Raw genomic sequence first — 21416 nt, 5'->3', positions numbered from 1 at the left:
GTCATCGACTGGTCGCTGTTCGTGCGATCGGGCCGACCGCGGTCGTGCGACGCGGTCGGCCCGACTGCGGGCGGGAGGTGCGGTCAGCTCAGGCCGAGCGCCCGGTCGACGCTCGCCTGGTCCCAGTACCGGTCGGTGGAGGTGATGCGTCCGTCGCGGAGCCGATGGACGTCGCAGAACGGGACGGCCAGGCTCCGGCCGGTGGCCGGGACCTCACCGTCCGGGCCGGCGAGGGGGCCCGAGTTCACCCCGCGGGCGATGAAGCGGCCGACGGCGAAGTCCTCTGCGGCCAGCACCTCGATCTCGGTGCAGAGGCCGTCGGGGAAGGGCTTGTCCCAGTTGCGGTAGTTCTGCGCCATGCCGTCGGGCCCGGTGAAGGTCTCCCCCGACGGCGCGTTGTGCCAGGTCGCGTCCGGGGTGAACGCGCCGACCCAGCCGTCGAGGTCCCGGCGGTTCCAGGCGTCGTAGAGGGCGCGGACCGCCTGCTCGTTCGCTGCCGCGCTCACGCCTGCACCGCCGGCTGGTCGGTCGCCTCGAAGACGGTCCGGCCCTCGAAGACCGTGCGCAGCACCTGGGTGCCACCGATCTCGTCGGCATCGACCTCGAGCAGGTTGCGGTCCAGGACGATGAAGTCCGCCGACTTGCCGGGCTCGATCGAGCCTTGCCGTTCGGCGCGTCCCACTGCCTCGGCGCCCGCGATCGTGAGCGCCCGCAGTGCGTACTCGAGGTCGACCGACTGGTCCCGGCGCTGGAGCATGCCCTGGAGGGCGGGGAACAGGTTCGGGTCCGGCGTGATGATCCAGTCCGAGCCGACCGTGAGCCGGGCATCGGCCTGCCGCAGCGTCGCGAAGCGGTACCCCTCCCCCAGGACGGCGTCGTACTCCGGGATCTGCCAGATGGCCGGGGACATCTCGGCGACCACGTCCAGCTCGGCGAACCGCGCGTAGTCGGCATCGTCGATGTACGTGCAGTGCGCGATCTCGTGCGTCGGTCCTCCTGGGCCGTTGACCCGACGCACCTCGGCGAAGGCGTCCAGCGCCACCCGGACCGACCCCGTGCCGGCACAGTGCACCTTGATCTGCAGCCCCTGCGCGTCGAAACGCTGCAGCGCCGGGTGCAGGTCCTCGTCGGAGACGACGATCTTGTCGCGCACCACGTTGCCGTCCTCGTCCATGCCGGCCTCGGTGAAGTGCGGCGGCAGCGGGGCCCCGTCCAGCCAGAGCTTCACGAAGCGGGTTTCCACGTGCGGGGAAGCGAAGTCGGCCCGCTGCTCGATGAGGCGCTCGAGGTCGGCTGCGGACGCCATGCCGAAGCCCTCCTCACGCCAGACCAGGTGTGCGGCGACCTGCAGGGGCAGCTCACCTGCGGCGTCGAGCTCGTTGAGCGCGCGCAGCTCCTGCCAGCCGGCGGACGCCTCCTGCACCGAGGTGATGCCGACGGAGTTGCAGACCCGGGCCGCCCATGCCACGGCGTCTCGGTAGGTCCGGGCCGGGTAGTCGGGGATGGCGCGCTGGACCGGCCACGTGCCCCGCTCGACCAGCTCGCCGGTGAGCTCGTCCGAGCCCTCTCGCCGCATCAACCGGCCTCCCGCCGGGTCCGGCGACTGCGCGCTCAGCCCGGCCAGCTCGAGCGCACGGGAGTTGGCCAGACCGTGGTGGATCGAGTAGTCGTAGAGGAAGACCGGCCGGTCCGGGAACGCCTCGTCCAGGGCGGCGCGGTCGGGCCGCCCGTTCTCGAAGGCCGGCGGCATGAACTCACCGCCGACGATCCAGCCGCTGAGCTGCCCGTGGTCGTGACCGGAGCAGTCGGTCAGGTCGGCCACCACCTGCTGGGCGTCGGCCATCGGGGTCAGCCGGCACTCGTGCTGGAACTTCAGGCCGCTGAACAGCAGGTGGGTGTGTGCGTCGTGCAGACCGGGCATCGCCATCCGCCCGTCGAGGTCCACGAACTCCGTGCCCTCGGGTGCGACCGCACGGATCTCGTCCTCGGTGCCGACGGCGGTGAAGACGCCGTCGGTGACCAGGACCGCCTCGACCCAGGGCGCCCCTGGGTCCACGGTGTAGATCCGGCCGTTCGTGTACGCGGTGGGCATCGGGTACCTCTTCCTGTTCGGGCGGACAGGGTGTCGCGCCTCGTGGTGGACGAGCGGTCCGGACGTCCCGGGTGGACGACGGGACGGGAGACGGACCGCGGCCGGGCGGAGGCCCCGGCTGCGACCCGCCCGGTCAGGGGGTGGCCACCGGCGCCGGGGCGTCGGCACCCACGGCGACACGGGGGTCGAAGCCGATGGCGCCCGGCTCGACGGCGACGAGCCCCCCATCGACCGGGAGGACCGCGGCGTTGACGTAGGAGGCCTTCGGCGACAGCAGCCAGGCGATCACCTCGGCGACCTCCCGGGCATGCGCCGCCCGTCGCGACGGGACGAACGCGGTGGCCAGGCGGTAGGCCTCCTCCCGGTCCACGCCCGCGGACGTGCCGGCCTCGGTCATCTCCATGTCCGCCATCTCCGTGCGCGTCCACCCCGGGCACACCGCGTTGGCGCGCACGCCCATCGGCCCGTAGTCGACGGCGACCGACTGCATGAGCATCGCCAGGCCGGCCTTGGTCGCGTCGTATCCCGCGATGCCGGCAGTCGCTCGCAGCGCGGCCGCCGAGGCCACCCCGACGATGGCGCCGCGGACTGCGAGCAGGTGCGGGAGTGCCTCCCGGGTGAGCAGGAACGGGCCGGTGAGGTTGGTGCTGACCATCGCCTCCCAGTCCTCGTCGGTGAGGTCGCCGACCGGACCGGGGAGGACGATGCCCGCGTTCAGCACCAGGCCGTCGAGGCGTCCGTACCGTTCGACGGCCGCGGCGACGAGTGCCCGGATGTTGGCCGGCCGGTCCATGTCGGCGACGACGGGATGGGCACCGGTCTGGTCCGCCACCGTCCGCAGGGCCGCTTCCCGGCGGCCGCAGATGACGACGTCCCACCCGTCGGCCGCCAGCGCCGCAGCACTGGCCGCGCCGATGCCCGAACCGCCCCCGGTCACGATGGCGGTGCGCTGAACTGGATGCCTGGGTTCCATGGCTGTTCCCGTCGTTGGGATGGGCGCGGTGGCGATACCGCGGCACCGCGAGGAGAGCTGATGTTCCGTCCGGTGAGCAGTCAGCCGAGATCGGCCGGTGCAGCGGTCCTGGGATCCGGCTGACCCACCAGGTGCGTCGTGTCGTTGAAGCTGCGCAGGCGCCAGACGCCCCCGGATGACCGGATCAGCGTCGTGAACGAGGCGTTCTCGACGTGGATGAAGGCGAACCGCTCGCTGCCGGTCACCTGGTGGCAGAGCTCGGCGATCACGCCGCCGTGGACGACGGCCACGGCGGTGGCATCCGGCCCGGTGACCTCGGCGACACGCTCGAGGCCACGGCGAACCCGCTGTGCGAAGGCGTCCATCGACTCGGCACCGGGGATCACGTCCCATCGCTGCGCGGCGAAGGCCTCGGCCAGCACCGTGTCACCGGCCCGACGTCGCCGCTCGAACTCGCCACCCTCCAGCACCCCCAGCGAGACCTCCCGCAGGTCGGCCACGACCTCCGGGGACAGCTCGAGCGCCTCGGCGAGCGGGGCGGCCGTCTGGTGCGTGCGCTGGAGGGTCGTCACGAAGAGACGGTCGACCGCGACCGGCGCCAGCCGTCGCGCCACGGCCCGCGCCTGGACGACACCGGCCGCCGTCAGCGGAGAGTCCGCTTGGCCCTCGATGGCGCCGTCACCGCCCGGCGACGGCGCGACCCGGTGCTCCGCAGATCCGTGCCGGACCAGCACCACCTCGGTGGCGCGGTCCGGGCGGAGGAAGGGTGCCTGCAGGTCCGCCGGCACGTCGGGGGGCGGACCGGTCGGCGCCGATGAGCTCACCGCCGGACCCGCTCGAGCTGCCGTCCGAAGTCGTCGGCGTCCAGAGCACGTCGCAGTCGGCGGCAGCTGCTCGCCAACTCGCCTGCGTAGTCGTAGTCGTCGTTGGTGTCGGCCATCGAGAGCGCGACCATCCAGAGCCCCAGGGAGGCCCAGTCGGCCGCGACCGCGAACAACCGCGTCCGGGCCACGGTCTGCTCGTCGACGCCTCCGACGTAGGACTCGCAGAGCCGGTTGACCTGGTCGACGTCCATCTCGCAGTAGGCGCTGGCAAAGCCCAGGTCATAGCACCGGTCGCCCATGCCGGACAGGTCGTAGTCGATCAGCCGGATGCCCTCGGCGCACTCGAGGATGTTGGCGCCGTAGAGGTCGTTGTGGCAGGGCACGAACTCGTTGACCCGCAGGTCGAGCACCTGCTCGACCCGCGCGACCTCGCGCTGCAGCTCGGCGATGTCGTCGGGGAAGGCGGCACCGCGATGCCGGGCGACGGAGAACATCTTCCGGTTCTCCGCGAACGGGTTGTAGTCGTTGGCGAACTGGATGCCCGAGTCGTGCAGCTGGCGGGTCTTCGCCGCCAGCCGGGGGATCCAGCCGTCGCCACCACGGTCCATGACCTGACCGGGCAGGAAGTCGATCACGAGCGCGAGTGGCTCCTGGACGACGGCGACCACGGGGGCCCCGATCCCGATCGCGCCGGCCTCCCGGGTGTTGTGGAAGACCACCGGCGCGGGAGGCACGACCGCCACGCCCTCCCACATGCAGTTCCACAGCTTGACGACGACCTGCCGGTCACCCGCGGTCACGAGGAAGTTCTTGTGCGCCCCTCCCCCGCTCAGCCACCTCCAGCGCGTGTCCTCGCCCTCGAAGCCGGGCAGCTGCGCCAGTACCGACCGGATCTCCTGTTCCGCCTGCGCCTCCTCGGCCGAGGCTGTGGCCGTCGTCCCGGGCTGCTGGGCCTCGACCTCGTCGGTCGAGGCTGGGGGCGGCGTTGCGTGGTCCATGGGGGTCTCCTGTACGTCCACGACGATGGGGGCGGAGCCGGGTCAGGCGGTGACCGGCGAGATCTCGAACCGGGTCGGCTCGAAGATCCCGAGATCCGGGCGGGCCGTCCCGGCGGACAGGTCGGCGAGGGCCTGCCCGACGACCGGGGCGTACCGGAAGCCCCGGCCGTTGCAGGCCGCTCCGTAGGTCACGCGGTCGCTGTCCGGGTACCGGCCGATGAGCCAGTGCCCGTCCGTGGCCTCGGTCCACATGCAGACCGTCGTGCGCAGCGGCTCGCCCGAGACCTCCGGCACCCGGTCGCGGACGACGGCGAGCACCCGCTCGAGATCGGCCGGCGTCACGTCCTGCGCGAGGTCCTCGGGGGCGATCACGTCGCCCTTGCCGACCACGCTGAACTTGAACGTGCCGTCCGGTTCAGGACAGCCGTAGCTGGGCGCCGAGTCGTCTCCCGGGGGCGCTGCGAAGTACATCGAGGGCAGCCGCGGGGCGCCCGGGTCGACCGCGAAGTTGGCCAGGACCTGACGCTCGACGCTGGTGGGCAGGTCCAGGCCCAGGAGCTGGGTCGAGAAGGCGCCGGCCGTCACGATGAGCCGCTCGGCGCGGTAGGTCCCCTGCTCGGTCCGGACGGTCACGCCCGACTCGTCGGTCGCCCAGTCGCGCACCGGCTCGTCGAAGCGGAACTCCGCACCCGCCTCACGGGCGAGCCGCTGCATGGCGCGGAGCGCGGCGGGCACCTGCCCCACCGAGCCGCGCGGTTCCCACACGGCCAGCTCGCCGTCGCCGACGCGCAGCCGCGGGAAGCGCTGCCGGGCCTCCGCCGTCTGGAAGACCTCGTGCTCGAAGGGCGAGGCCGCGAGGTTGGCCAGCGTGTTGTCGAACCACCGGGAACCCGGTGCGCCGACGAACACGTTGCCGGTCTCGATCATGACCTCCTCGCCGGTGCGCGCGGCGATCTGGTCCCAGATCTCGAAGGCGCGCTGGGTCAGCTCCACGTACTGCGGTCCGGTGCTGTTGGACTGGCGGACCAGGCGCGTGGCCCCGCCGTGCGAGCCGTGCTCGTGCGGCGGGTGGAAGGCGTCGATGGCGAGCACCCGCTCCCCCCGCTCGGCGAGGGCCCATGCCGTGGCCCCTCCCCAGGTCCCTGCTCCGATGATGATCACGTCGTAGGTGCTCATGGCGGCTCCTCCTCGTTCTGCGTCTTCGGTCGGTCGGTCACCCGCGGAGCGCGAGCACTGGGTCGAGGTGTGCCGGGTCGTGGGTCCAGTCGCCTGCAGGCGCGAGCGACTGGAGCCGGGGAGGTGCTGGAGGTCAGTTGATCTTCTGCCGACCGATCCGCGCGTAGACCTCCGGACGCTTCGACCGGTAGAAGAGCGCGAGCAGGATGCCGCCGAGGAACACGGCCCAGATGACGACCTGCAGGGCGATCGCCGTGCCGCGGTCCCCACCGGTCAGCAGCGCGAAGTTGGTGAACGCCAGGTAGAGGGCGGTGCCCAGGGCGGCCATGGCCAGCAGCGGAGCGATCAGCGTGTGCCAGGGGGTGGAGTCGTCGATGTCCGCCCGCGACCGGTGGAAGAAGACGACGACGGACACGCTGGTCAAGAACATCAGCAGCAGGAGGGGGAAGCCGCCGGCTCCGGCCAGCCACGAGTAGGAGATGGCCGGATCGGTGCCCGAGAAGGCCAGTACCCCGATGAGGAACAGACCGGTGAGCACCAGCGAGCTGATGTAGGGGGACCCGTGGCGGGGGTGCACGCGTCCCAGGACCGGCGGCAGGGCCCGGTCGACGCCGAGCGAGTAGCCGTAGCGGGCGACGATGTTCTGGCAGGACAGCACCGCCGCGAAGGCGGATGTCACGACCAGGACCGAGATCACGTCGCGCGCCCACGTCCCGACGAACTGGTCGGCGGCGTCGGTGAACATGCCGGGCGCGTTGGCGCCGGCCACGTCCGGGGCGTTCGAGGTGCCGTAGGCGACGATCATCAGCCAGGTGGTGAGGATGTAGAAGAGGCCGATGAACACCACCCCGAGGTAGGTCGCCCTGGGGACCGTCCGCCGCGGGTCCTTGGTCTCCTCGCGGAAGATCGCGGTGGCCTCGAAGCCGATGAAGGTGACGACGGCGAAGAGCACCGCGACCCCGACCGTCCCACCGGTGAAGGACCCCCAGGCGAACGGGGTCAGCGAGCGCCCCTCGGGGCCGCCGTCGGCTGCAACGGCGACGTCGAAGACCAGCACGATGGCGATCTCGACGACCATGACCACGGAGAGCACTCGCGCCGAGAGGTCGATCCGGAAGTAGCCGAAGACGCCGACGACCACCACGAGGGCGAGCGAGTACAGCCACCACGACAACGTGGGCCCGCCGAAGGTGGTGGCCACCAGGTCCTGGGCGACGATGCCGAAGAACAAGGTGATGCCGAGGCCGATCATCAGGTAGCCGAGGACCGCGATGAAGCTCGCAGCCAGCCCGAACACCCGGCTGATCCCAGCACTGATGTAGGCGTAGAACGCTCCCGGGTTCGGGAGGTAACGGCTCATCGTGGTGTAGCCGACCGAGAACAGGAGCAGCATCACCGTCGCGGCGGCGAAGGCCAGTGGCGCTCCGACACCGTCGAACAGGATGACCAGGGGCAGGACGCCGACCACGCTCGCCAGCGGCGCAGCGAAGGCCAGGACGGTGAGCGCGAGCTCGACCACCCCCATCCGGCCGCGGAGCTGGGGTGCCGAACCGTCGTCGGCAGCGGTCGCCGGCCCGGCGGCCGTGGCGCCCAGAGCTGTGCTCTCACTCATGTCAGGTCCTGTCTCGCGGGTCGGGTGATCGGGGGGAAGAGGACGTGGACGACGTCGTCGCGTGCTGCCGTGGACGCGCCGGCTGAGCGTGGTGCCGGGACCTGCCGCACCGGCCCCGGGTGCACCGTCGGCCGCGCGGCGGTCAGACCAGCTGGGCGCGCTCCGACAGGAAGTCACGAGCGAGCCCGACCACCACCGGCGTCACGTGCTCGGCGATGAACTCGGCGGTCTCGTCGCCGCGGCGCTCCGCTGCCCAACCCAGGTAGGTGAGCCCACGGGCGAGGAGCATCCCGGTCCACAGGCGCAGCTGGTCCTCACCCAGCGGGCGGCGGGACCGGTAGCCGGCGATCGCGGCGTCGGAGTACTCGGTGAACCGGGGGTGGGGGCGGTAGAAGAAGAGGATCGTGGCGAGCTCGAACAGGTGCCAGCCCTCGCCGAAGTCGTCGAAGTCGATCACCACGAGCTCGTCGCCGCGGACCAGGATGTTCTCCGGGGTGAAGTCGGCGTGGATGACGCCGTACACCTCCGGCCCGGAGCCCAGCGTCGCGAGGTCCACCGTCAGACCGGCGATGGCACCGCTCAGGACTCCCCGGTCCCCCGCCGACATCCCGTCCAGCGCCATCGGGTTGCCCCACAGGGCCGCTTCGCCCACGAGCCCGTCCGTGTCCCAGGCCGCACGGCTGAACCCGGGCAGCCGACCCAGTTCCTGCAGGTGCCCGTGCAGCTCGGCTGCCAGCTGTCCCAGGCGGTGGCAGTCCGCCGGCTGCAGCTGACTGCTGCCGTCGAAGGCCGCCCCGATGTCACCCAGCGGCTCAGCCCCGTCGACCCAGCGCTGCACGTCGACCTGGTGCGAGGCGCCGGTCTCGTCCTCGACGATGCAGACGACCTCGCCGGACACGGTCGCCACCGCCCGGGACACCGGGAACCCGCGATCGCCCAGCGCGACCAGGTAGTCGAGTTCGGTCCGCACCGCGTCGGTCGAGTGGACACCGCGCCGGTGCAGTCGCACCGCGAAGGACTCGCCGCCGTGCTCAGCCCGGAAGACGTAGTTCTCCCGGTACTTCACGAAGTGGAGCGCCGCGCCGGCCAGCCCGTAGGCACCCAGCGCTGCATGGGCCAGCCGGCGGGCCGCGGTTTCGTCGATGAGCGCCACGTTGTCCTCCTGCCCGGCCACAGCCGGTCTCGCGTCGTTGCGATGACCGCGGACGTCGGGACGGTTGTGTGCCCGGCGTCACTTTGACGCGAGAAGACTGGCAGCGCATGAACGGCCCGTCAATACTTTGGACTACGCGTTCACATGGAGACATGGCGATTTAACAATCAGCGACGTCTGCGGGCAGGGGATCCCCCCGGCTGGGCAGCGTCAGCGCACCGATCGAGCACCTGGTGAACCTGCCCAGCTCCCGAGCGCAGCCCTCGGGGCGGGCTCCGGCCCGGCCGGTCACCGGTGACCGCTGCAGATCTGTCGCACCACGTCCGCCTGGATGCACGGGGCACCCGACCGACGCCGAGGCTCAGCCGGATCGGGACGGCGGCCCAGGATCGCAGCAGGTGGGACACCGCGGCCTGCCGACGCTCAGCGCAGGAGGCGTCAGGTCACTCGGCTCGGCGCAGGAGGCCCGTCGTCAGTGCGGCGATGCCCGCGAGGAGACGCTGGCTCCCCGTGGGGTCGGTGGCGACCGCGGCCAGGCCCGCGCGCATCGCGCCCACCAGCAGCACGGCCATGGTCTCCGGCTCCACCGCGGTGTCCACGGCGCCGGCGGTGCGCGCCTCGGAGATGTCCTCGGCGAGGAGCTCGACGTAGATGCGGGAAGCGTGCCCGCGGACCGGCACGAGCGCAGCCTCCACCGTGGGGTCGCTGTTGGCGTAGAACTGACCGATCAGTGGCCGGGCGCCGATCTCGAGCAGCGGCCTGGCGAGCGCGACCACCCGGTCGACCAGCCCGGAGGCTGCCGCGTGCTCGGCCTTCGCGAGCTCGATCAGCTCCTCGTTGATCTCCTCGTAGAGCTCGCGGAAGAGGTCGTCGCGCCCTGCCGGGAAGTAGGCGTAGAGGGTCACCTTGGAGGCACCGGCCTCGCTGGCGATGGCTTCGACAGCGGCCCCCGCGAATCCCTTCGCGGCGAACACCTTCAAGGCCGCGTCCAGCAGTTCCCGTCGGGTGCGGAGACGGTTGCGCTCCCGCAGCGAGCGGGGAGCGTCCGCTGGACGGGTCGCCTGCGGGTCCGTCATCCGGTCGGCTCCCTCGGTGGTGCGGGCAACGGGCGCCGGGTCGCCGCGCGCCACGGGCGACGGAGGACGAACCGGGTCCGGGCGTCGCCGGGACCCGCTCATCGTACGAACCCGGGGCCGCCACCGCGCACACGGTGGCGACCCCGGGCACGACGGGTGCCTAGAGGACGATCGTGACGACCTTCTCCTCCGTGTTGGCCAGGATGCTGCTCCAGCCCAGCTCCCGGCCGATGCCGCTGGTCTTGACGCCACCCCAGGGCAGCGCGGGGTCGATGGCGGCCCACCCGTTCACCCAGACGGCTCCAGCTCGCACCTTGTGCGCCAGCGTGTGGGCCAGCGTCACGTCACCGGTCCAGATGGTCGCCGCGAGGCCGTACTCCGTCTCGTTCGCGATCTCGATGGCCTCCTCGACGTCGTCGAAGGGCATGACCGCACCGACCGGGCCGAAGACCTCCTCACGGGCGATCGTGGACTCACGGGTGACGTCGGCGAAGACGGTGGGCTCGACGAAGTAGCCCGCACCCCGCGCCCTGCCGCCACCGGCGACGAGCCGAGCGCCTTCCTCCTTCGCCCGGTCCACGTAGGACAGGACGCGGTCCAGGTGCTCCTGGCTGATGAGCGCACCCATCGTGGTCTGCGGGTCGAAGGGATCACCGACCACCTGGCCGTTCGCAGCACCGGCAAGCGCCTCGACGACCTGGTCGTACAACGACCGGTGCACCAGCACCCGGGTGCCCGCGGCGCAGACCTCGCCCTGGTTGAAGAACAACCCCATGGCGATGCCCTGGACCGCCGCCTCGACGTCGGCGTCCGCCAGCACGATCTGCGGGCTCTTCCCGCCGAGCTCCAGGGTGACGCGCTTGAAGGACTCCGCAGCGACCCTGCCGATCTGCCGCCCCACCTCCGGGGACCCGGTGAAGCTGATCTTGTCGACGTCGGGGTGGCGGACCAGGGCCGCGCCGGCCTCCTCCCCCAGACCCGCGACCACGTTGACGACGCCCGCCGGCATGCCGGCCTCCTGGATCAGCTCGGCCAGGTGGAGGATCGACAACGGCGCGTCCTCTGCGGGCTTGACGACGACCGCATTGCCGGCGGCCAACGCCGGTGCGAGCTTCCACGCAGCGATCATCAGCGGCGTGTTCCACGGGATGATCGCTGCGACGACGCCGATCGGCTCGCGGACGGTGTACGAGTGCGTGGGGCGGCCGAAGTAGCCATCGGTCGGGATCGTGCTGCCGGTGATCTTGTCGGCCCATCCGGCGAAGTGGCGGAAGGTGGCTGCGGCGTTCGGGATGTCGAGCATCGCCGGCTGGCCCACCGGCTTGCCGATGTCGATGGCCTCCAGGCGCGCCAGCTTCTCCGCGTCCCGTTCGATCAGGTCGGCGATCCGGTGCAGCACGGCAGCCCGGGCGGTGCCGGTGGCCTGCCCCCACTCGCCCTCGAACGCCCGGCGGGCGGACCGCACGGCGTCGTCCACGTCCGACTCGTCGGCCGCCGCGACCCGGGTCAGCAGGCTGCCGTCCGCGGGGTTGAGGACGTCGAAGGTGCGGGAGCCCGAGCGCCAGCGACCGTCGATGAACAGGCCGGTGCTCACCCCGACGTCGGGCGTTCCGGCGTCCGATCGGACCGCGTCGGGCGTCCCGGCCCTGGACACGAGCCCTCCGTGCGCCTCGACGTGCTCGAGCTCGTCGAGGCTCGCGGTGAGGCGGTCGACCAGCAGGTCCATGTGCTCGTGCTCGAAGACCATGGGCGGCCGGATCTTGAGCACGTTCTCGCGCGGACCGATCTTGCTGATGAGCACGCCCCTGCGGAGCATGTCCTCCACGACCCACTTGGCACGCGCGGCGCCGATCCCGCCTTCGTCGTCCTCGAACTCCAGGCCGAAGAAGAGACCACTCCCACGCACCGCATGGACACTCGGCCGCTCGGCCGCCAGCTTGTCCAGCACCTCCCGGGCGTGCCGGCCGAGCTCGGCGGCGCGGCTCTGCAGCTCCCGCGTCGCCGTCTCTCGGAGCACGGCGATCCCGGCCGCCGCGGACACCGGGTTGCCGGCGAAGGTGTTGAAGTAGAGGTTCGCGCCGCCGAACTCCTCGAGGAGCGCTGTCGTGGTCACGACCCCGCCCAGGGGGTGCCCGTTGCCGAGCGGCTTGCCCATCGTCACCAGGTCGGGACGGATGCCGTGGAGGTCGTGCCCCCAGAAGTGCGACCCGGAACGGCCCAGGCCCGACTGCACCTCGTCGGCGATGACCAGCCCGCCGGCCTCGTGGACGAGCGCCACCAGACCCTCGACGTAGCCGGCCGGCGGCTGGAGCAGCCCCTCGGTGGAGAAGAGCGGGTCGAACAGCAGCGCGGACAGGCCGTGGCCGGCCGCCTGCAGTGACGCGATCGCCGCCGCCGCCTCCTCGATGGCCTCGGCGAGGACGACGCTCGCGGGACGGGAGTCGGACAGCACATCCGGGATGTGCAGCGCACGGACGTGCGATCCCAACGGCTCCTTGACGGGCAGGCCGGTGGTCAGCTCCGCCAGCGCTGTCGTGTTCCCGTGATAGCTGAAGTCGGTGACCAGGACACCTGTCGCGCTGGTGTGCTGCCGCGCGATGCGGAGGGCCAGCTCGTTGGCCTCCGAGCCGCTGTTGGTGAGGAAGACCTTGTCCAGGTGCGCTGCGAACGTCGCCAGGAGCATCTCCGCGTACTCGACGACCGGCTCGTGCAGGTAGCGGGTGTGCACGTTCAACGTGGCCGCCTGCTCCGAGATGGCGCGGACCACCTCGGGGTTGCAGTGCCCGACGTGCGGGACGTTGTTGTAGGCGTCGAGGTACTCGACGCCGTCAGACCCGGTCAGCCACACGTCGTGGCCGGACACGACGTGAAGCGGCTCGTCGTAGAACATGGGCGAGTACGGCCCGATCACCGCCGCACGTCGGGCGCGCAGCGCCCGGGCTTCCCACACGCTGCTGGTCGACATGACGCCTCCTGTCACCGAGCGAGCCTCCATGTGGCGGAGACCACCATCTCTCTGAACGCAGAGTACAGACTTTTAACGGCTCGTCAACGGCGCGCCTCGGCGTCATCTCTGTGGCCACCCCGTGCGCAGCACCGGCCGCAACCGCTGGCTCGGCTGCGCGACCACCGTCGCCAGGTGCCTGCCCAACGCCCGGCCGGCCCGGGTCGACAGCGCGCGGTCCGCGGGCACCCAGGAGGTGGCCCTGCGGACAGCGACAGCGCTCAGTTCGTCGGCGGCCAGGTCTTCGCGACCATGGTGAGCACGTCGTAGGTGGCCACCGGCTGCCCCTCACCGTCGACGATGACGGCGTCCCAACGGACCTCGCCATGGTCGGCATCGCCACGCGGGGTGATCTGCTTGCAGGTGAGCGTGACCGTCAGCTCCGCGCCGGGCTTCACCGGGGTGAGGAGGCGCAGGTTGTCGACCCCGTAGTTGGCCAGCACCGGGCCCGGGTCCGGGTCGACGAACAGCCCCGCGGCCCAGGAGACGATCAGGTAGCCGTGCGCGACCCGCCCGCCGAACAGCGGGTTGGCCGCGGCGGCCGCCTCGTCCATGTGGGCGTAGAAGGTGTCGCCGGTGAACTCGGCGAAGTGCTCGATGTCGGCGAGGGTGACCGCCCGCGGTCCGGCGGTGACCGAGTCCCCGATCCGCAGCTCGGCCAGCGACTTGCGGAACGGGTGCACGCCGTCGTCGGTGCGCGCGGCGCCGGTCACCCACCGGCGACCGATCGTGGTCAGCATGTCCGGTGAGCCCTGCACGGCGGTGCGCTGCATGTGGTGCAGCACCCCGCGGATCCCGCCGAGCTCCTCGCCGCCGCCGGCCCGCCCGGGGCCACCGTGCACCAGCACCGGCAGCGGGGAGCCGTGGCCGGTGTTCTCCCCGGCGTCGTCCCGGTCCAGCACCAGCACCCGGCCGTGCGCGTGCGCGGCACCGAGCACGAACTCCCGGGCGACCGCCGGGTCGTGGGTGACGATCGAGCCCACCAGGCTGCCCTGCCCGCGCGCAGCGAGCTCGACCGCGTGCGCCACGCCGTCGTAGGGCAGCACCGTGCTGACCGGCCCGAACGCCTCCACGTCGTGCGGCTCCCCGGCGGAGAGGTCGTCGCAACGCAACAACATCGGCGGCAGGAAGGCGCCCCGGTCCCGGTCGGCGCCGACCACGGAGAAGTCGTCCGGGTCGCCGGCGACCAGGTCGGCCACCCCGCGCAGCGCCTTCACCGCCCGGAGCACCTCCTGCCGCTGGTCCAGGCTGGCCAGCGCGCCCATGGTCACGCCCTCGGCGCCCGGAGCACCGACGACGACCTCGGCGAGCTTCGCCCGGGTCGCCTCCACGACGTCGTCGGCCAGCTCGCGCGGCACCAGCGCCCGCCGGATCGCGGTGCACTTCTGCCCGGCCTTCACCGTCATCTCGGTGACCAGCTGGTCGACGAACAGGCCGAACTCGGGGGTGTCCGGGGTGGCGTCGGGGCCGAGCACCGCGCAGTTGAGCGAGTCGGCCTCGGCGTTGAACCGCACCGAGTTCGCCACCACCGCGGGGTGGCTGCGCAGCTTGCGGGCGGTGGACGCCGAGCCGGTGAAGAACACCAGGTCCTGACCGGCGAGGCCGTCCAGCACCCCAGCCGCGCTGCCGGCCAGCAGCTGCACGCTGCCCTCCGGCAGCAGGCCGCTGTCGATGATCGAGCGGACGACGGCCTCGGTCAGGTAGGCGGTCTGGCTGCCCGGCTTCACCACGGTCGGCACGCCGGCGATGAAGGCGGGGGCGAACTTCTCCAGGAAGCCCCAGACCGGGAAGTTGAAGGCGTTGACCTGCACCGCCACTCCGCGCAGCGGCGTGTACAGGTGCTGGCCGAGGAAGGTGCCACCCCGGCCCAGCGGCTCCGGGGCGCCGTCGAGCACCACGGTGTCGTCGGGCAGCTCCCGACGCGCCTTGCTGGCATAGGAGAGCAGGGTGCCGAAGCCGCCGTCGACGTCCACGGCGGTGTCCCGGTCGGTGCACCCGGTGCGCCGGGAGAGCGCGTAGAACGCGTCCTTCTCCGCCATCAGCCGCTGGCCCAGCTGCTTGAGCAGCGCCGCGCGCTGGTGGAAGGTCAGCTCACGCAGCGCCGGGCCGCCGACCGAGCGGGCGTGGTCGAGCATCGCCGGCACGTCCAGCCCGGTGCTGGACACCCGGACGACGGTCTCGCCGGTGACGGCGTCGGCGATCGGCGTCCCCTCGTCGGGGGCGGTGTACCAGCGGCCGGCGACGTAGCTGGGCAGCATCGGTGCGGTCATCGGAGTGCCTCCGGGGGGACGGGTGCGGCTGCGGTGCGCAGGCCGCTGAAGGTGGTCGTGACCAGCGCGTCGGCCAGCGCCTCGGCGTCCAGGCCGCGACCGGGGCGATACCACTCGGTGAGGGAGTTGACGGTGCCGAACAGCAGCCGGCTGGTGACCGCGGGGTCGACGTCGGGCCGCACGTCGCCCTCCTCCTCGGCCGCGCGGACCAGGTCGGTGACGATCCGGTCGAACTCGCGGCGTCGGCCCAGCGCCTCCGACTCGACGGCGGAGTTGCCGCGCACCCGGAGCAGCAGGGTGACGAACGGCAGGTGGGTGGTCAGCACGCGCACCGACCCGCGGACGACGTGCTCCAGCCGGTCGATGGCCGGGCCGGTGAGCGCTCCCGGCTCGTCCAGGACGGCGAAGAGCGCGTTCAGCGCCCGGTCCAGGGCCAGCCGCAGCAGCTCGACCTTGCTCGGCACGTGGTGGTAGATCGCCGACTTGGTGACGCCGAGCCGGGCCGCCAGCTCGTCCATGCTCGTCGCCTCGTACCCGCGCTCGATGAACACGGCCACCGCGGTGTCCAGCAGCGAGTCCAGCGAGTGCCCGGGCCTCCCCCGCCGCGCCGGGATCGCCGGCGAGGTGGCGGTCATCAGCGCTCCCGGCGGTCGGTGAGCCGCTGCAGCTTGCCCACCGAGCGGGCCAACGTCTCCGGGTCGACGACCGACACCTCGACGGTGATCCCGATGGTGTCCTTCACGGCCGTGCCGACCTCCTGCGCCGCGACCGCACGACGGTCGGCCGGGCAGTCCGGCCGGGCCTCGACGTGCACGGTCAGGTGGTCCATCCGGCCGCGGCTGGTCAGCTCGAGGGAGAAGTGCGGGGACAGCCCCGGGGTCCGGAGAACGACCTCCTCGATCTGGGTCGGGAAGACGTTGACCCCGCGCAGGATGATCATGTCGTCGGTCCGGCCGGTCACCTTCTCCATCCGGCGCATGCCCGGCCGGGCGGTGCCCGGCAGCAGCCGGGTCAGGTCACGGGTGCGGTAGCGGATGACCGGCATCGCCTGCTTGGTCAGCGAGGTGAACACCAGCTCGCCCTGCTCGCCCTCGGGCAGCACCTCGCCAGTGTCCGGGTCGATGACCTCCGGGTAGAAGTGGTCCTCCCAGATGTGCAGGCCGTCCTTGGTCTCGACGCACTCCTGCGCGATGCCGGGGCCCATCACCTCCGACAGTCCGTAGATGTCGATCGCCTCGATGTCCAGGCGCTCCTCCATCTCCCGGCGCATCTCCTCGGTCCACGGCTCGGCGCCGAAGATGCCGATCTCCAGCGAGCAGGCACGCGGGTCGAGGCCCTGCTTCTCGAACTCGTCGATGATCGTGAGCAGGTAGGACGGCGTCACCATGATCACCCGCGGCTGGAAGTCCTGGATCAGCTGCACCTGGCGCGGGGTCATGCCACCGGAGACCGGGATGACCGTGCAGCCCAGCTTCTCCGCGCCGTAGTGCGCGCCCAGCCCGCCGGTGAACAGCCCGTAGCCGTAGGCGTTGTGCAGCTTGTCCCCGGCCCGGCCGCCGGCCGCGCGGATGGAGCGGGCCATGACGGTGGCCCAGGTGTCGATGTCGTCCTCGGTGTAGCCGACGACGGTCGGCCGCCCGGTGGTGCCCGAGGAGGCGTGCACCCGGCGGACCTCCTCCTGTGGGACGGCGAACATCCCGAACGGGTAGTTCTCCCGCAGGTCGGCCTTGCCGGTGGTCGGGAAGCGCGCCAGGTCGGCCAGCTCGCGGCAGTCGTCGGGGTGCACGCCGGCGGCGTCGAACGCCGTCCGGTAGTGCGCGACGTTCGCGTAGACGTGCCGCAGGGTCCACTGCAGACGCTCCAGCTGCAGGGCGCGCAGCTCGTCGACGCCCATCCGCTCGGCCGGGTCGAGCAGCTCCGGGTCGGGCGCCGAGCCCAGCCGGCGGGCGCTCTCGTCCGTGCCCGTGGTGCCGGTCGCTGTCGTCATGCGCTGTTCCTCCGCGGTCGCCGAGCGTCGTTGCCGGCCGGCCGGCCGGGCGCACGCGGCACCCAAATACCGTCCAGGTGGTCAGTAACCAACTCCTCACCGGGACGGCTGTCAACCCGCGCCGCGCCGCCCGGCCGGGACGGGTTGTGCCTCGCCGCGCGATGGTGGACACTCAATACCGACCGCATGGTCAGTAAATGATCGCCCGACGAGGGGACGACATGTCTGCACCCACGCTCGACCGCCCAGCTCCGGACGAGGCCGTGCTGCAGGAGCAGTTCGACGCCACGATCGCCGCCGACCACCGCATCGAGCCGCGCGACTGGATGCCCGAGGGCTACCGCAAGGGCCTGATCCGGCAGATCGCCCAGCACGCCCACTCGGAGATCATCGGCATGCAGCCCGAGGGCGACTGGCTGCTCGCCGCGCCCAGCCTGCGGCGCAAGGCGATTCTGCTGGCCAAGGTGCAGGACGAGGCCGGCCACGGGCTGTACCTCTACTCGGCCGCCGAGACCCTGGGCGCCGACCGGGCCGACCTCACCGACAAGCTGATCGAGCGCAAGCAGAAGTACAGCTCGATCTTCAACTACCCCACGCTCACCTACGCCGACGTCGGCGTCATCGGCTGGCTCGTCGACGGCGCGGCGATCTGCAACCAGGTACCGCTGTGCCGCAGCTCCTACGGGCCCTACGCCCGGGCGATGATCCGGGTCTGCAAGGAGGAGTCCTTCCACCAGCGGCAGGGCTACGAGCTGCTGATGACGATGATGCGCGGCACCGACGCCCAGCGGGCGATGGTGCAGGACTCCGTCGACCGCTGGTGGTGGCCGTCGCTGATGATGTTCGGCCCGCCGGACGACGACAGCCCCAACTCGGCCCAGTCGATGGCCTGGGGCGTCAAGCGGCACAGCAACGACGAGCTGCGCCAGCGCTTCGTCGACATGACCGTGCCGCAGGCCGAGGTGCTCGGCGTGACCCTGCCCGACCCCGAGCTCGCGCTGGACCCCGAGACCGGCCGCTACCGCTTCGGCGCCATCGACTGGTCGGAGTTCAAGCAGGTGCTGGCCGGCAACGGCCCGTGCAACGACGAGCGGATCGCCCGCCGCCGGGCCGCCCGCGACGACAACGCGTGGGTCACCGAGGCAGCGACCGCCTACGCCGACAAGCACGCGGCCGTGAGCGCCTGATGAGCGAACAGGACGCCGGCGGGCCGATGGGCGACGTCACCGCCGAGGGTGGGCACGGCGCCGTCCCCACCGGGCCGGGCGTGCCGGTGGCCGACCAGCCGGCGGTGAGCAAGCGCGACTGGCCGCTGTACGAGGTGTTCGTCCGCGGCAAGCGCGGGCTGAACCACGTGCACGTCGGCTCGCTGCACGCCCCCGACGACGAGATGGCCGTGCACGCCGCCCGCGACCTCTACACCCGGCGCAACGAGGGCGTGAGCATCTGGGTGGTCCAGGCCGGCGACATCACCGCCTCCAGCCCGGACGAGAAGGACCCGCTGTTCGCCCCCAGCGGCGACAAGGTCTACCGGCACCCGACGTTCTACGAGATCCCGGACAACGTCCCCCACATGTGAAGGACCCCCTCGCCCCCCACTCGCCTCGTTCCTCGGCGAGCGGGCCCCTGCGAGGGGGCCGCACGACGGCGCATCCGTTCCGGATGCGGCGGGCTGGCCTCGACGGGAAGGGAGCACCTCGTTGGCACACGAAGAGACCGTGTACGAGGCGTTGGACCATGCGCACGGGGGCGAGGGGCAGTGGGCCTTCGGCACCGGCTTCGACGAGCCGCTGGCCGGGGTCGACACCACCGTGCCCGAGGGCATCGACCCGGCTGACCTGGGCGCCTACTGCCTGATGCTCGGCGACGACGCGCTGGTGCTCTGCCAGCGGCTCACCCAGTGGGTGACCAACGCCCCCGAGCTCGAAGAAGAGGTCGCGCTGGCCAACTGCGGGCTGGACCTCCTCGGCCAGGCCCGGCTGCTGCTGGCCCGGGCGGGGTCGGTCGGCGTGCTCGGCCGCAGCCGCGAGCGGGCGACGGCGAGCATCCCCGACGAGGACGCACTCGCCTACTTCCGCGACCCCGACGAGTTCCGCCACTCCGGGCTGGTCGAGGCCCCCAACGGCGACTTCGGGCAGACCGTCGTCCGACTGCTGGCCGCCTCCGCCTGGCGGCTGGCACTGTTCGCCCGGCTGCGCGAGTCCCGGGATCCGGTGCTCGCGGCGATCGCCGCCAAGGGCGTCCCCGAGCTGACCTACCACCGCGACCACGCCGCCCGCTGGGTGCTCCGGCTCGGCGACGGGACGCCGGAGTCACACCGCCGCACCCAGGCCGGCGTCGACGCCGTCTGGCCGCTGCTCGCCGACCTGTTCACCGCCACCGACGTCGAGACCCGGCTGACCGCCGCCGGGGTGGCCGTCGACCCGGCGGAGCTCACCGACGAGGTGCGCGACGTGCTGACCCTCGTGCTGGAGCGGGCGACCCTCACCGTGCCCGAGTGGCCCACCCCGCAGCCCAGCCGCGGCCGCGCCGGTGAGCACAGCGCGGACTTCACCACGCTGCTGACCGAGCTGCAGGCCACCGCCCGCGAACACCCGGCCGCGACCTGGTGACCGGCCCCGCCACCCACCAAAATGGCCATTTTGGTGGGACCACCGACACGACTGCCCGGCCGGACGCGCGGGCGGTGGCGGAGACGGTCACCGACCCCGAGCTGCCGATGCTGACGCTGGCCGACCTCGGGGTGCTGCGCGACGTCCGGGACGAGGACGGCACGGTGGTCGTGGAGATCACCCCCACCTACTCCGGCTGCCCGGCGATGGGCGTCATGCGCGCGGACCTGGTGCACGCGCTGCACCGGGCCGGGTTCGCCGACGTCGACGTCCGGACCGTCCTCTCCCCCGCCTGGAGCACCGACTGGATCAGCCCGGCGGGCCGTCGCAAGCTGGCCGCCGGCGGCATCGCACCCCCTGGCGACGCGCCGGTACGCCACACGGGCCCGGTGCCGCTGCAGCTCGGCCCGTCCCGGCGGACGGCGACCTGCCCGCAGTGCGGGTCGGCCGACACCGAGGAGATCAGCGAGTTCAGCGGGACCGCGTGCAAGGCGATGCGCCGCTGCCGGGTCTGCCTGGAGCCCTTCGAGCACCTCAAGGAGATCTGATGACGGCCCCCGCCCGCCGGCGTCCGCAGTTCCACCCGCTGAAGGTCGCCCAGGTCGAGCGGCTCACCGACGACGCCGTGGCGGTGACCTTCGACGTCCCGGCCGAGCTGGCCGAGGACTACTCGTTCCGCCCCGGCCAGGCGCTGACCCTGCGGCGGGTGGACGGCGACCGGGACGAGCGGCGCTCCTACTCCATCTGCGCGCCGGTCGGTGCCGCGCCGCGGGTCGGGGTCCGTGAGGTGCCCGGCGGCTTCTTCTCCGCCTACCTGGTCAACGAGGTGCGGCCGGGCGACGAGATCGAGGTGCTCCCCCCGTCGGGCACCTTCACCGCCGACCTGTCGGTGCCCGGCGATCACGTCTTCGTCGTCGCCGGGTCCGGGGTCACGCCGGTGCTCTCGCTGGCCGCCACCGTGCTGCGGGACGGCGAGTCGACGGTGACCGTCTTCTACGGCAACCGGCGCACCAACACGGTGATGTTCGCCGACGAGCTCGCCGACCTGAAGGACCGCTACGGCACCCGGCTGCAGCTGGTGCACGTGCTCTCTCGCGAGCCGCGGGACGCCGAGCTGACCAGTGGCCGGCTGGACGGCGACCGGCTGCGCACCCTGGTCGACGCCTTCACCGACGCGCCGCAGGTCGACCACTGGTGGCTGTGCGGCCCGCACGGGATGGTCACCGACGCCCGCGAGCTGCTCACCGAACTGCGCGTGCCGACCGAGCGGGTGCACCAGGAGCTGTTCTACGTCGACGATCTGCCGCCGGAGCCGGTCCGCGGCGACGACCAGACCGTCGAGGGCCCGAGCAGCTCGGTGACGATCGTGCTGGACGGCCGCACCACGACGCTGACCCTGCCGCGCGGGGTGCCGGTGCTCGACTCGGCGCAGCAGGTGCGCGGCGACCTGCCGTTCGCCTGCAAGGGCGGGGTGTGCGGCACCTGCCGGGCCCGGGTGACGGACGGCGAGGTGGAGATGCGCCGCAACTACGCGCTGGACCCCGGCGAGGTGGACGCCGGGTACGTGCTGACCTGCCAGTCGCTGCCGCAGACCGACGAGGTCACCGTCGACTACGACGCCTGAGGTCGCCGGCTGCGA

The 21416-nt window shown here is 72.2% G+C and carries 18 protein-coding genes; 5 read left to right on the top strand and 13 right to left on the bottom strand.

The features are described 5' to 3' along the window. Nucleotides 1-83 precede the first annotated feature (83 nt). The 13 genes from O2W15_RS09400 to paaK all read right to left on the bottom strand — a co-directional run bounded on the left by O2W15_RS09400 (nt 84) and on the right by paaK (nt 17165). Entirely contained in the window at nt 84-506 is a 423-nt protein-coding gene (locus O2W15_RS09400; protein ID WP_269179211.1) for an ester cyclase, read from the bottom strand. Then, the gene (locus tag O2W15_RS09395; protein WP_269179210.1) at nt 503-2092 is read right to left on the bottom strand and encodes an amidohydrolase; all 1590 of its coding nucleotides are present in this window, start codon (nt 2090-2092) and stop codon (nt 503-505) included. The genes O2W15_RS09400 and O2W15_RS09395 overlap by 4 nt, the downstream gene beginning before the upstream one ends. A gap of 133 nt (nt 2093-2225) precedes the next feature. Next, nucleotides 2226-3029 carry an SDR family NAD(P)-dependent oxidoreductase gene (locus O2W15_RS09390; protein ID WP_269179209.1) on the bottom strand — a complete coding sequence of 268 codons (804 nt, stop codon included), beginning with the start codon at nt 3027-3029 and terminating at the stop codon, nt 2226-2228. 116 nt (nt 3030-3145) lie between these two features. Next, nucleotides 3146-3889, bottom strand: coding sequence for a histidine phosphatase family protein (locus O2W15_RS09385; protein WP_269179208.1), 744 nt, complete (start codon nt 3887-3889; stop codon nt 3146-3148). Continuing rightward, nucleotides 3886-4887: a phosphotransferase gene (locus O2W15_RS09380; protein ID WP_269179207.1), complete on the bottom strand. Its 1002-nt coding sequence runs from the start codon at nt 4885-4887 to the stop codon at nt 3886-3888. Before O2W15_RS09380 ends, O2W15_RS09385 begins: the two co-directional genes overlap by 4 nt. A gap of 42 nt (nt 4888-4929) precedes the next feature. Continuing rightward, entirely contained in the window at nt 4930-6063 is a 1134-nt protein-coding gene (solA, locus tag O2W15_RS09375; protein ID WP_269179206.1) for an N-methyl-L-tryptophan oxidase, read from the bottom strand. A gap of 133 nt (nt 6064-6196) precedes the next feature. After that, nucleotides 6197-7675, bottom strand: a complete 1479-nt coding sequence (locus tag O2W15_RS09370) for an APC family permease (RefSeq protein ID WP_269179205.1) — start codon at nt 7673-7675, stop codon at nt 6197-6199. A 142-nt stretch (nt 7676-7817) separates the two neighbouring features. Next, complete coding sequence (locus tag O2W15_RS09365) at nt 7818-8828, bottom strand: phosphotransferase enzyme family protein (RefSeq protein WP_269179204.1); 1011 nt, start codon at nt 8826-8828, stop codon at nt 7818-7820. Between the two features lie 443 nt (nt 8829-9271). Continuing rightward, a complete protein-coding gene (locus tag O2W15_RS09360; RefSeq protein ID WP_269179203.1) occupies nt 9272-9904 on the bottom strand; it encodes a TetR family transcriptional regulator in 633 nt (210 codons plus the stop codon). Nucleotides 9905-10064: 160 nt separating this feature from the next. Continuing rightward, nucleotides 10065-12869: a phenylacetaldehyde dehydrogenase StyD gene (gene styD / locus O2W15_RS09355; protein WP_269179202.1), complete on the bottom strand. Its 2805-nt coding sequence runs from the start codon at nt 12867-12869 to the stop codon at nt 10065-10067. Nucleotides 12870-13129: 260 nt separating this feature from the next. Then, nucleotides 13130-15178 (bottom strand): phenylacetic acid degradation bifunctional protein PaaZ, encoded by a 2049-nt coding sequence (gene paaZ, locus O2W15_RS09350; RefSeq protein ID WP_269179201.1) that lies wholly within the window; start codon nt 15176-15178, stop codon nt 13130-13132. Further along, a complete protein-coding gene (locus tag O2W15_RS09345; protein WP_269179200.1) occupies nt 15175-15813 on the bottom strand; it encodes a TetR/AcrR family transcriptional regulator in 639 nt (212 codons plus the stop codon). Before O2W15_RS09345 ends, paaZ begins: the two co-directional genes overlap by 4 nt. Beyond that, complete coding sequence (gene paaK, locus O2W15_RS09340) at nt 15813-17165, bottom strand: phenylacetate--CoA ligase PaaK (protein ID WP_269179199.1); 1353 nt, start codon at nt 17163-17165, stop codon at nt 15813-15815. The genes O2W15_RS09345 and paaK overlap by 1 nt, the downstream gene beginning before the upstream one ends. Before the next feature lie 221 nt (nt 17166-17386). Here paaK and paaA point away from each other — a divergent pair, with 221 nt between their 5' ends. The 5 genes from paaA (at nt 17387) to paaE (ending at nt 21401) form a co-directional block, all read left to right on the top strand. Then, complete coding sequence (gene paaA, locus O2W15_RS09335) at nt 17387-18352, top strand: 1,2-phenylacetyl-CoA epoxidase subunit PaaA (RefSeq protein ID WP_269179198.1); 966 nt, start codon at nt 17387-17389, stop codon at nt 18350-18352. Continuing rightward, the gene (gene paaB / locus O2W15_RS09330) at nt 18352-18744 is read left to right on the top strand and encodes a 1,2-phenylacetyl-CoA epoxidase subunit PaaB (protein WP_442928872.1); all 393 of its coding nucleotides are present in this window, start codon (nt 18352-18354) and stop codon (nt 18742-18744) included. Before paaA ends, paaB begins: the two co-directional genes overlap by 1 nt. A 121-nt stretch (nt 18745-18865) precedes the next feature. Continuing rightward, a complete protein-coding gene (gene paaC, locus O2W15_RS09325; protein ID WP_269179197.1) occupies nt 18866-19777 on the top strand; it encodes a 1,2-phenylacetyl-CoA epoxidase subunit PaaC in 912 nt (303 codons plus the stop codon). Next, the gene (paaD, locus tag O2W15_RS09320) at nt 19774-20325 is read left to right on the top strand and encodes a 1,2-phenylacetyl-CoA epoxidase subunit PaaD (protein WP_269179196.1); all 552 of its coding nucleotides are present in this window, start codon (nt 19774-19776) and stop codon (nt 20323-20325) included. The genes paaC and paaD overlap by 4 nt, the downstream gene beginning before the upstream one ends. Continuing rightward, nucleotides 20325-21401 (top strand): 1,2-phenylacetyl-CoA epoxidase subunit PaaE, encoded by a 1077-nt coding sequence (paaE, locus tag O2W15_RS09315; RefSeq protein ID WP_269179195.1) that lies wholly within the window; start codon nt 20325-20327, stop codon nt 21399-21401. Before paaD ends, paaE begins: the two co-directional genes overlap by 1 nt. The last annotated feature ends 15 nt before the right edge of the window (nt 21402-21416 follow it).

Origin of the sequence: Modestobacter sp. VKM Ac-2979 (assembly GCF_026967995.1) — a bacterium.
Taxonomy (GTDB): domain Bacteria; phylum Actinomycetota; class Actinomycetes; order Mycobacteriales; family Geodermatophilaceae; genus Modestobacter.
This window is presented reverse-complemented; position numbering and strand designations above follow the sequence as displayed.

Coding starts and splice junctions, on each gene's coding strand:
- O2W15_RS09395 (WP_269179210.1), bottom strand. CDS start 2,092: ATGCCCACCGCGTACACGAACGGCCGGATCTACACCGTGGACCCAGGG.
- O2W15_RS09380 (WP_269179207.1), bottom strand. CDS start 4,887: ATGGACCACGCAACGCCGCCCCCAGCCTCGACCGACGAGGTCGAGGCC.
- solA (WP_269179206.1), bottom strand. CDS start 6,063: ATGAGCACCTACGACGTGATCATCATCGGAGCAGGGACCTGGGGAGGG.
- O2W15_RS09370 (WP_269179205.1), bottom strand. CDS start 7,675: ATGAGTGAGAGCACAGCTCTGGGCGCCACGGCCGCCGGGCCGGCGACC.
- O2W15_RS09360 (WP_269179203.1), bottom strand. CDS start 9,904: ATGACGGACCCGCAGGCGACCCGTCCAGCGGACGCTCCCCGCTCGCTG.
- styD (WP_269179202.1), bottom strand. CDS start 12,869: ATGTCGACCAGCAGCGTGTGGGAAGCCCGGGCGCTGCGCGCCCGACGT.
- paaZ (WP_269179201.1), bottom strand. CDS start 15,178: ATGACCGCACCGATGCTGCCCAGCTACGTCGCCGGCCGCTGGTACACC.
- O2W15_RS09345 (WP_269179200.1), bottom strand. CDS start 15,813: ATGACCGCCACCTCGCCGGCGATCCCGGCGCGGCGGGGGAGGCCCGGG.
- paaK (WP_269179199.1), bottom strand. CDS start 17,165: ATGACGACAGCGACCGGCACCACGGGCACGGACGAGAGCGCCCGCCGG.
- paaA (WP_269179198.1), top strand. CDS start 17,387: ATGTCTGCACCCACGCTCGACCGCCCAGCTCCGGACGAGGCCGTGCTG.
- paaB (WP_442928872.1), top strand. CDS start 18,352: ATGAGCGAACAGGACGCCGGCGGGCCGATGGGCGACGTCACCGCCGAG.
- paaE (WP_269179195.1), top strand. CDS start 20,325: ATGACGGCCCCCGCCCGCCGGCGTCCGCAGTTCCACCCGCTGAAGGTC.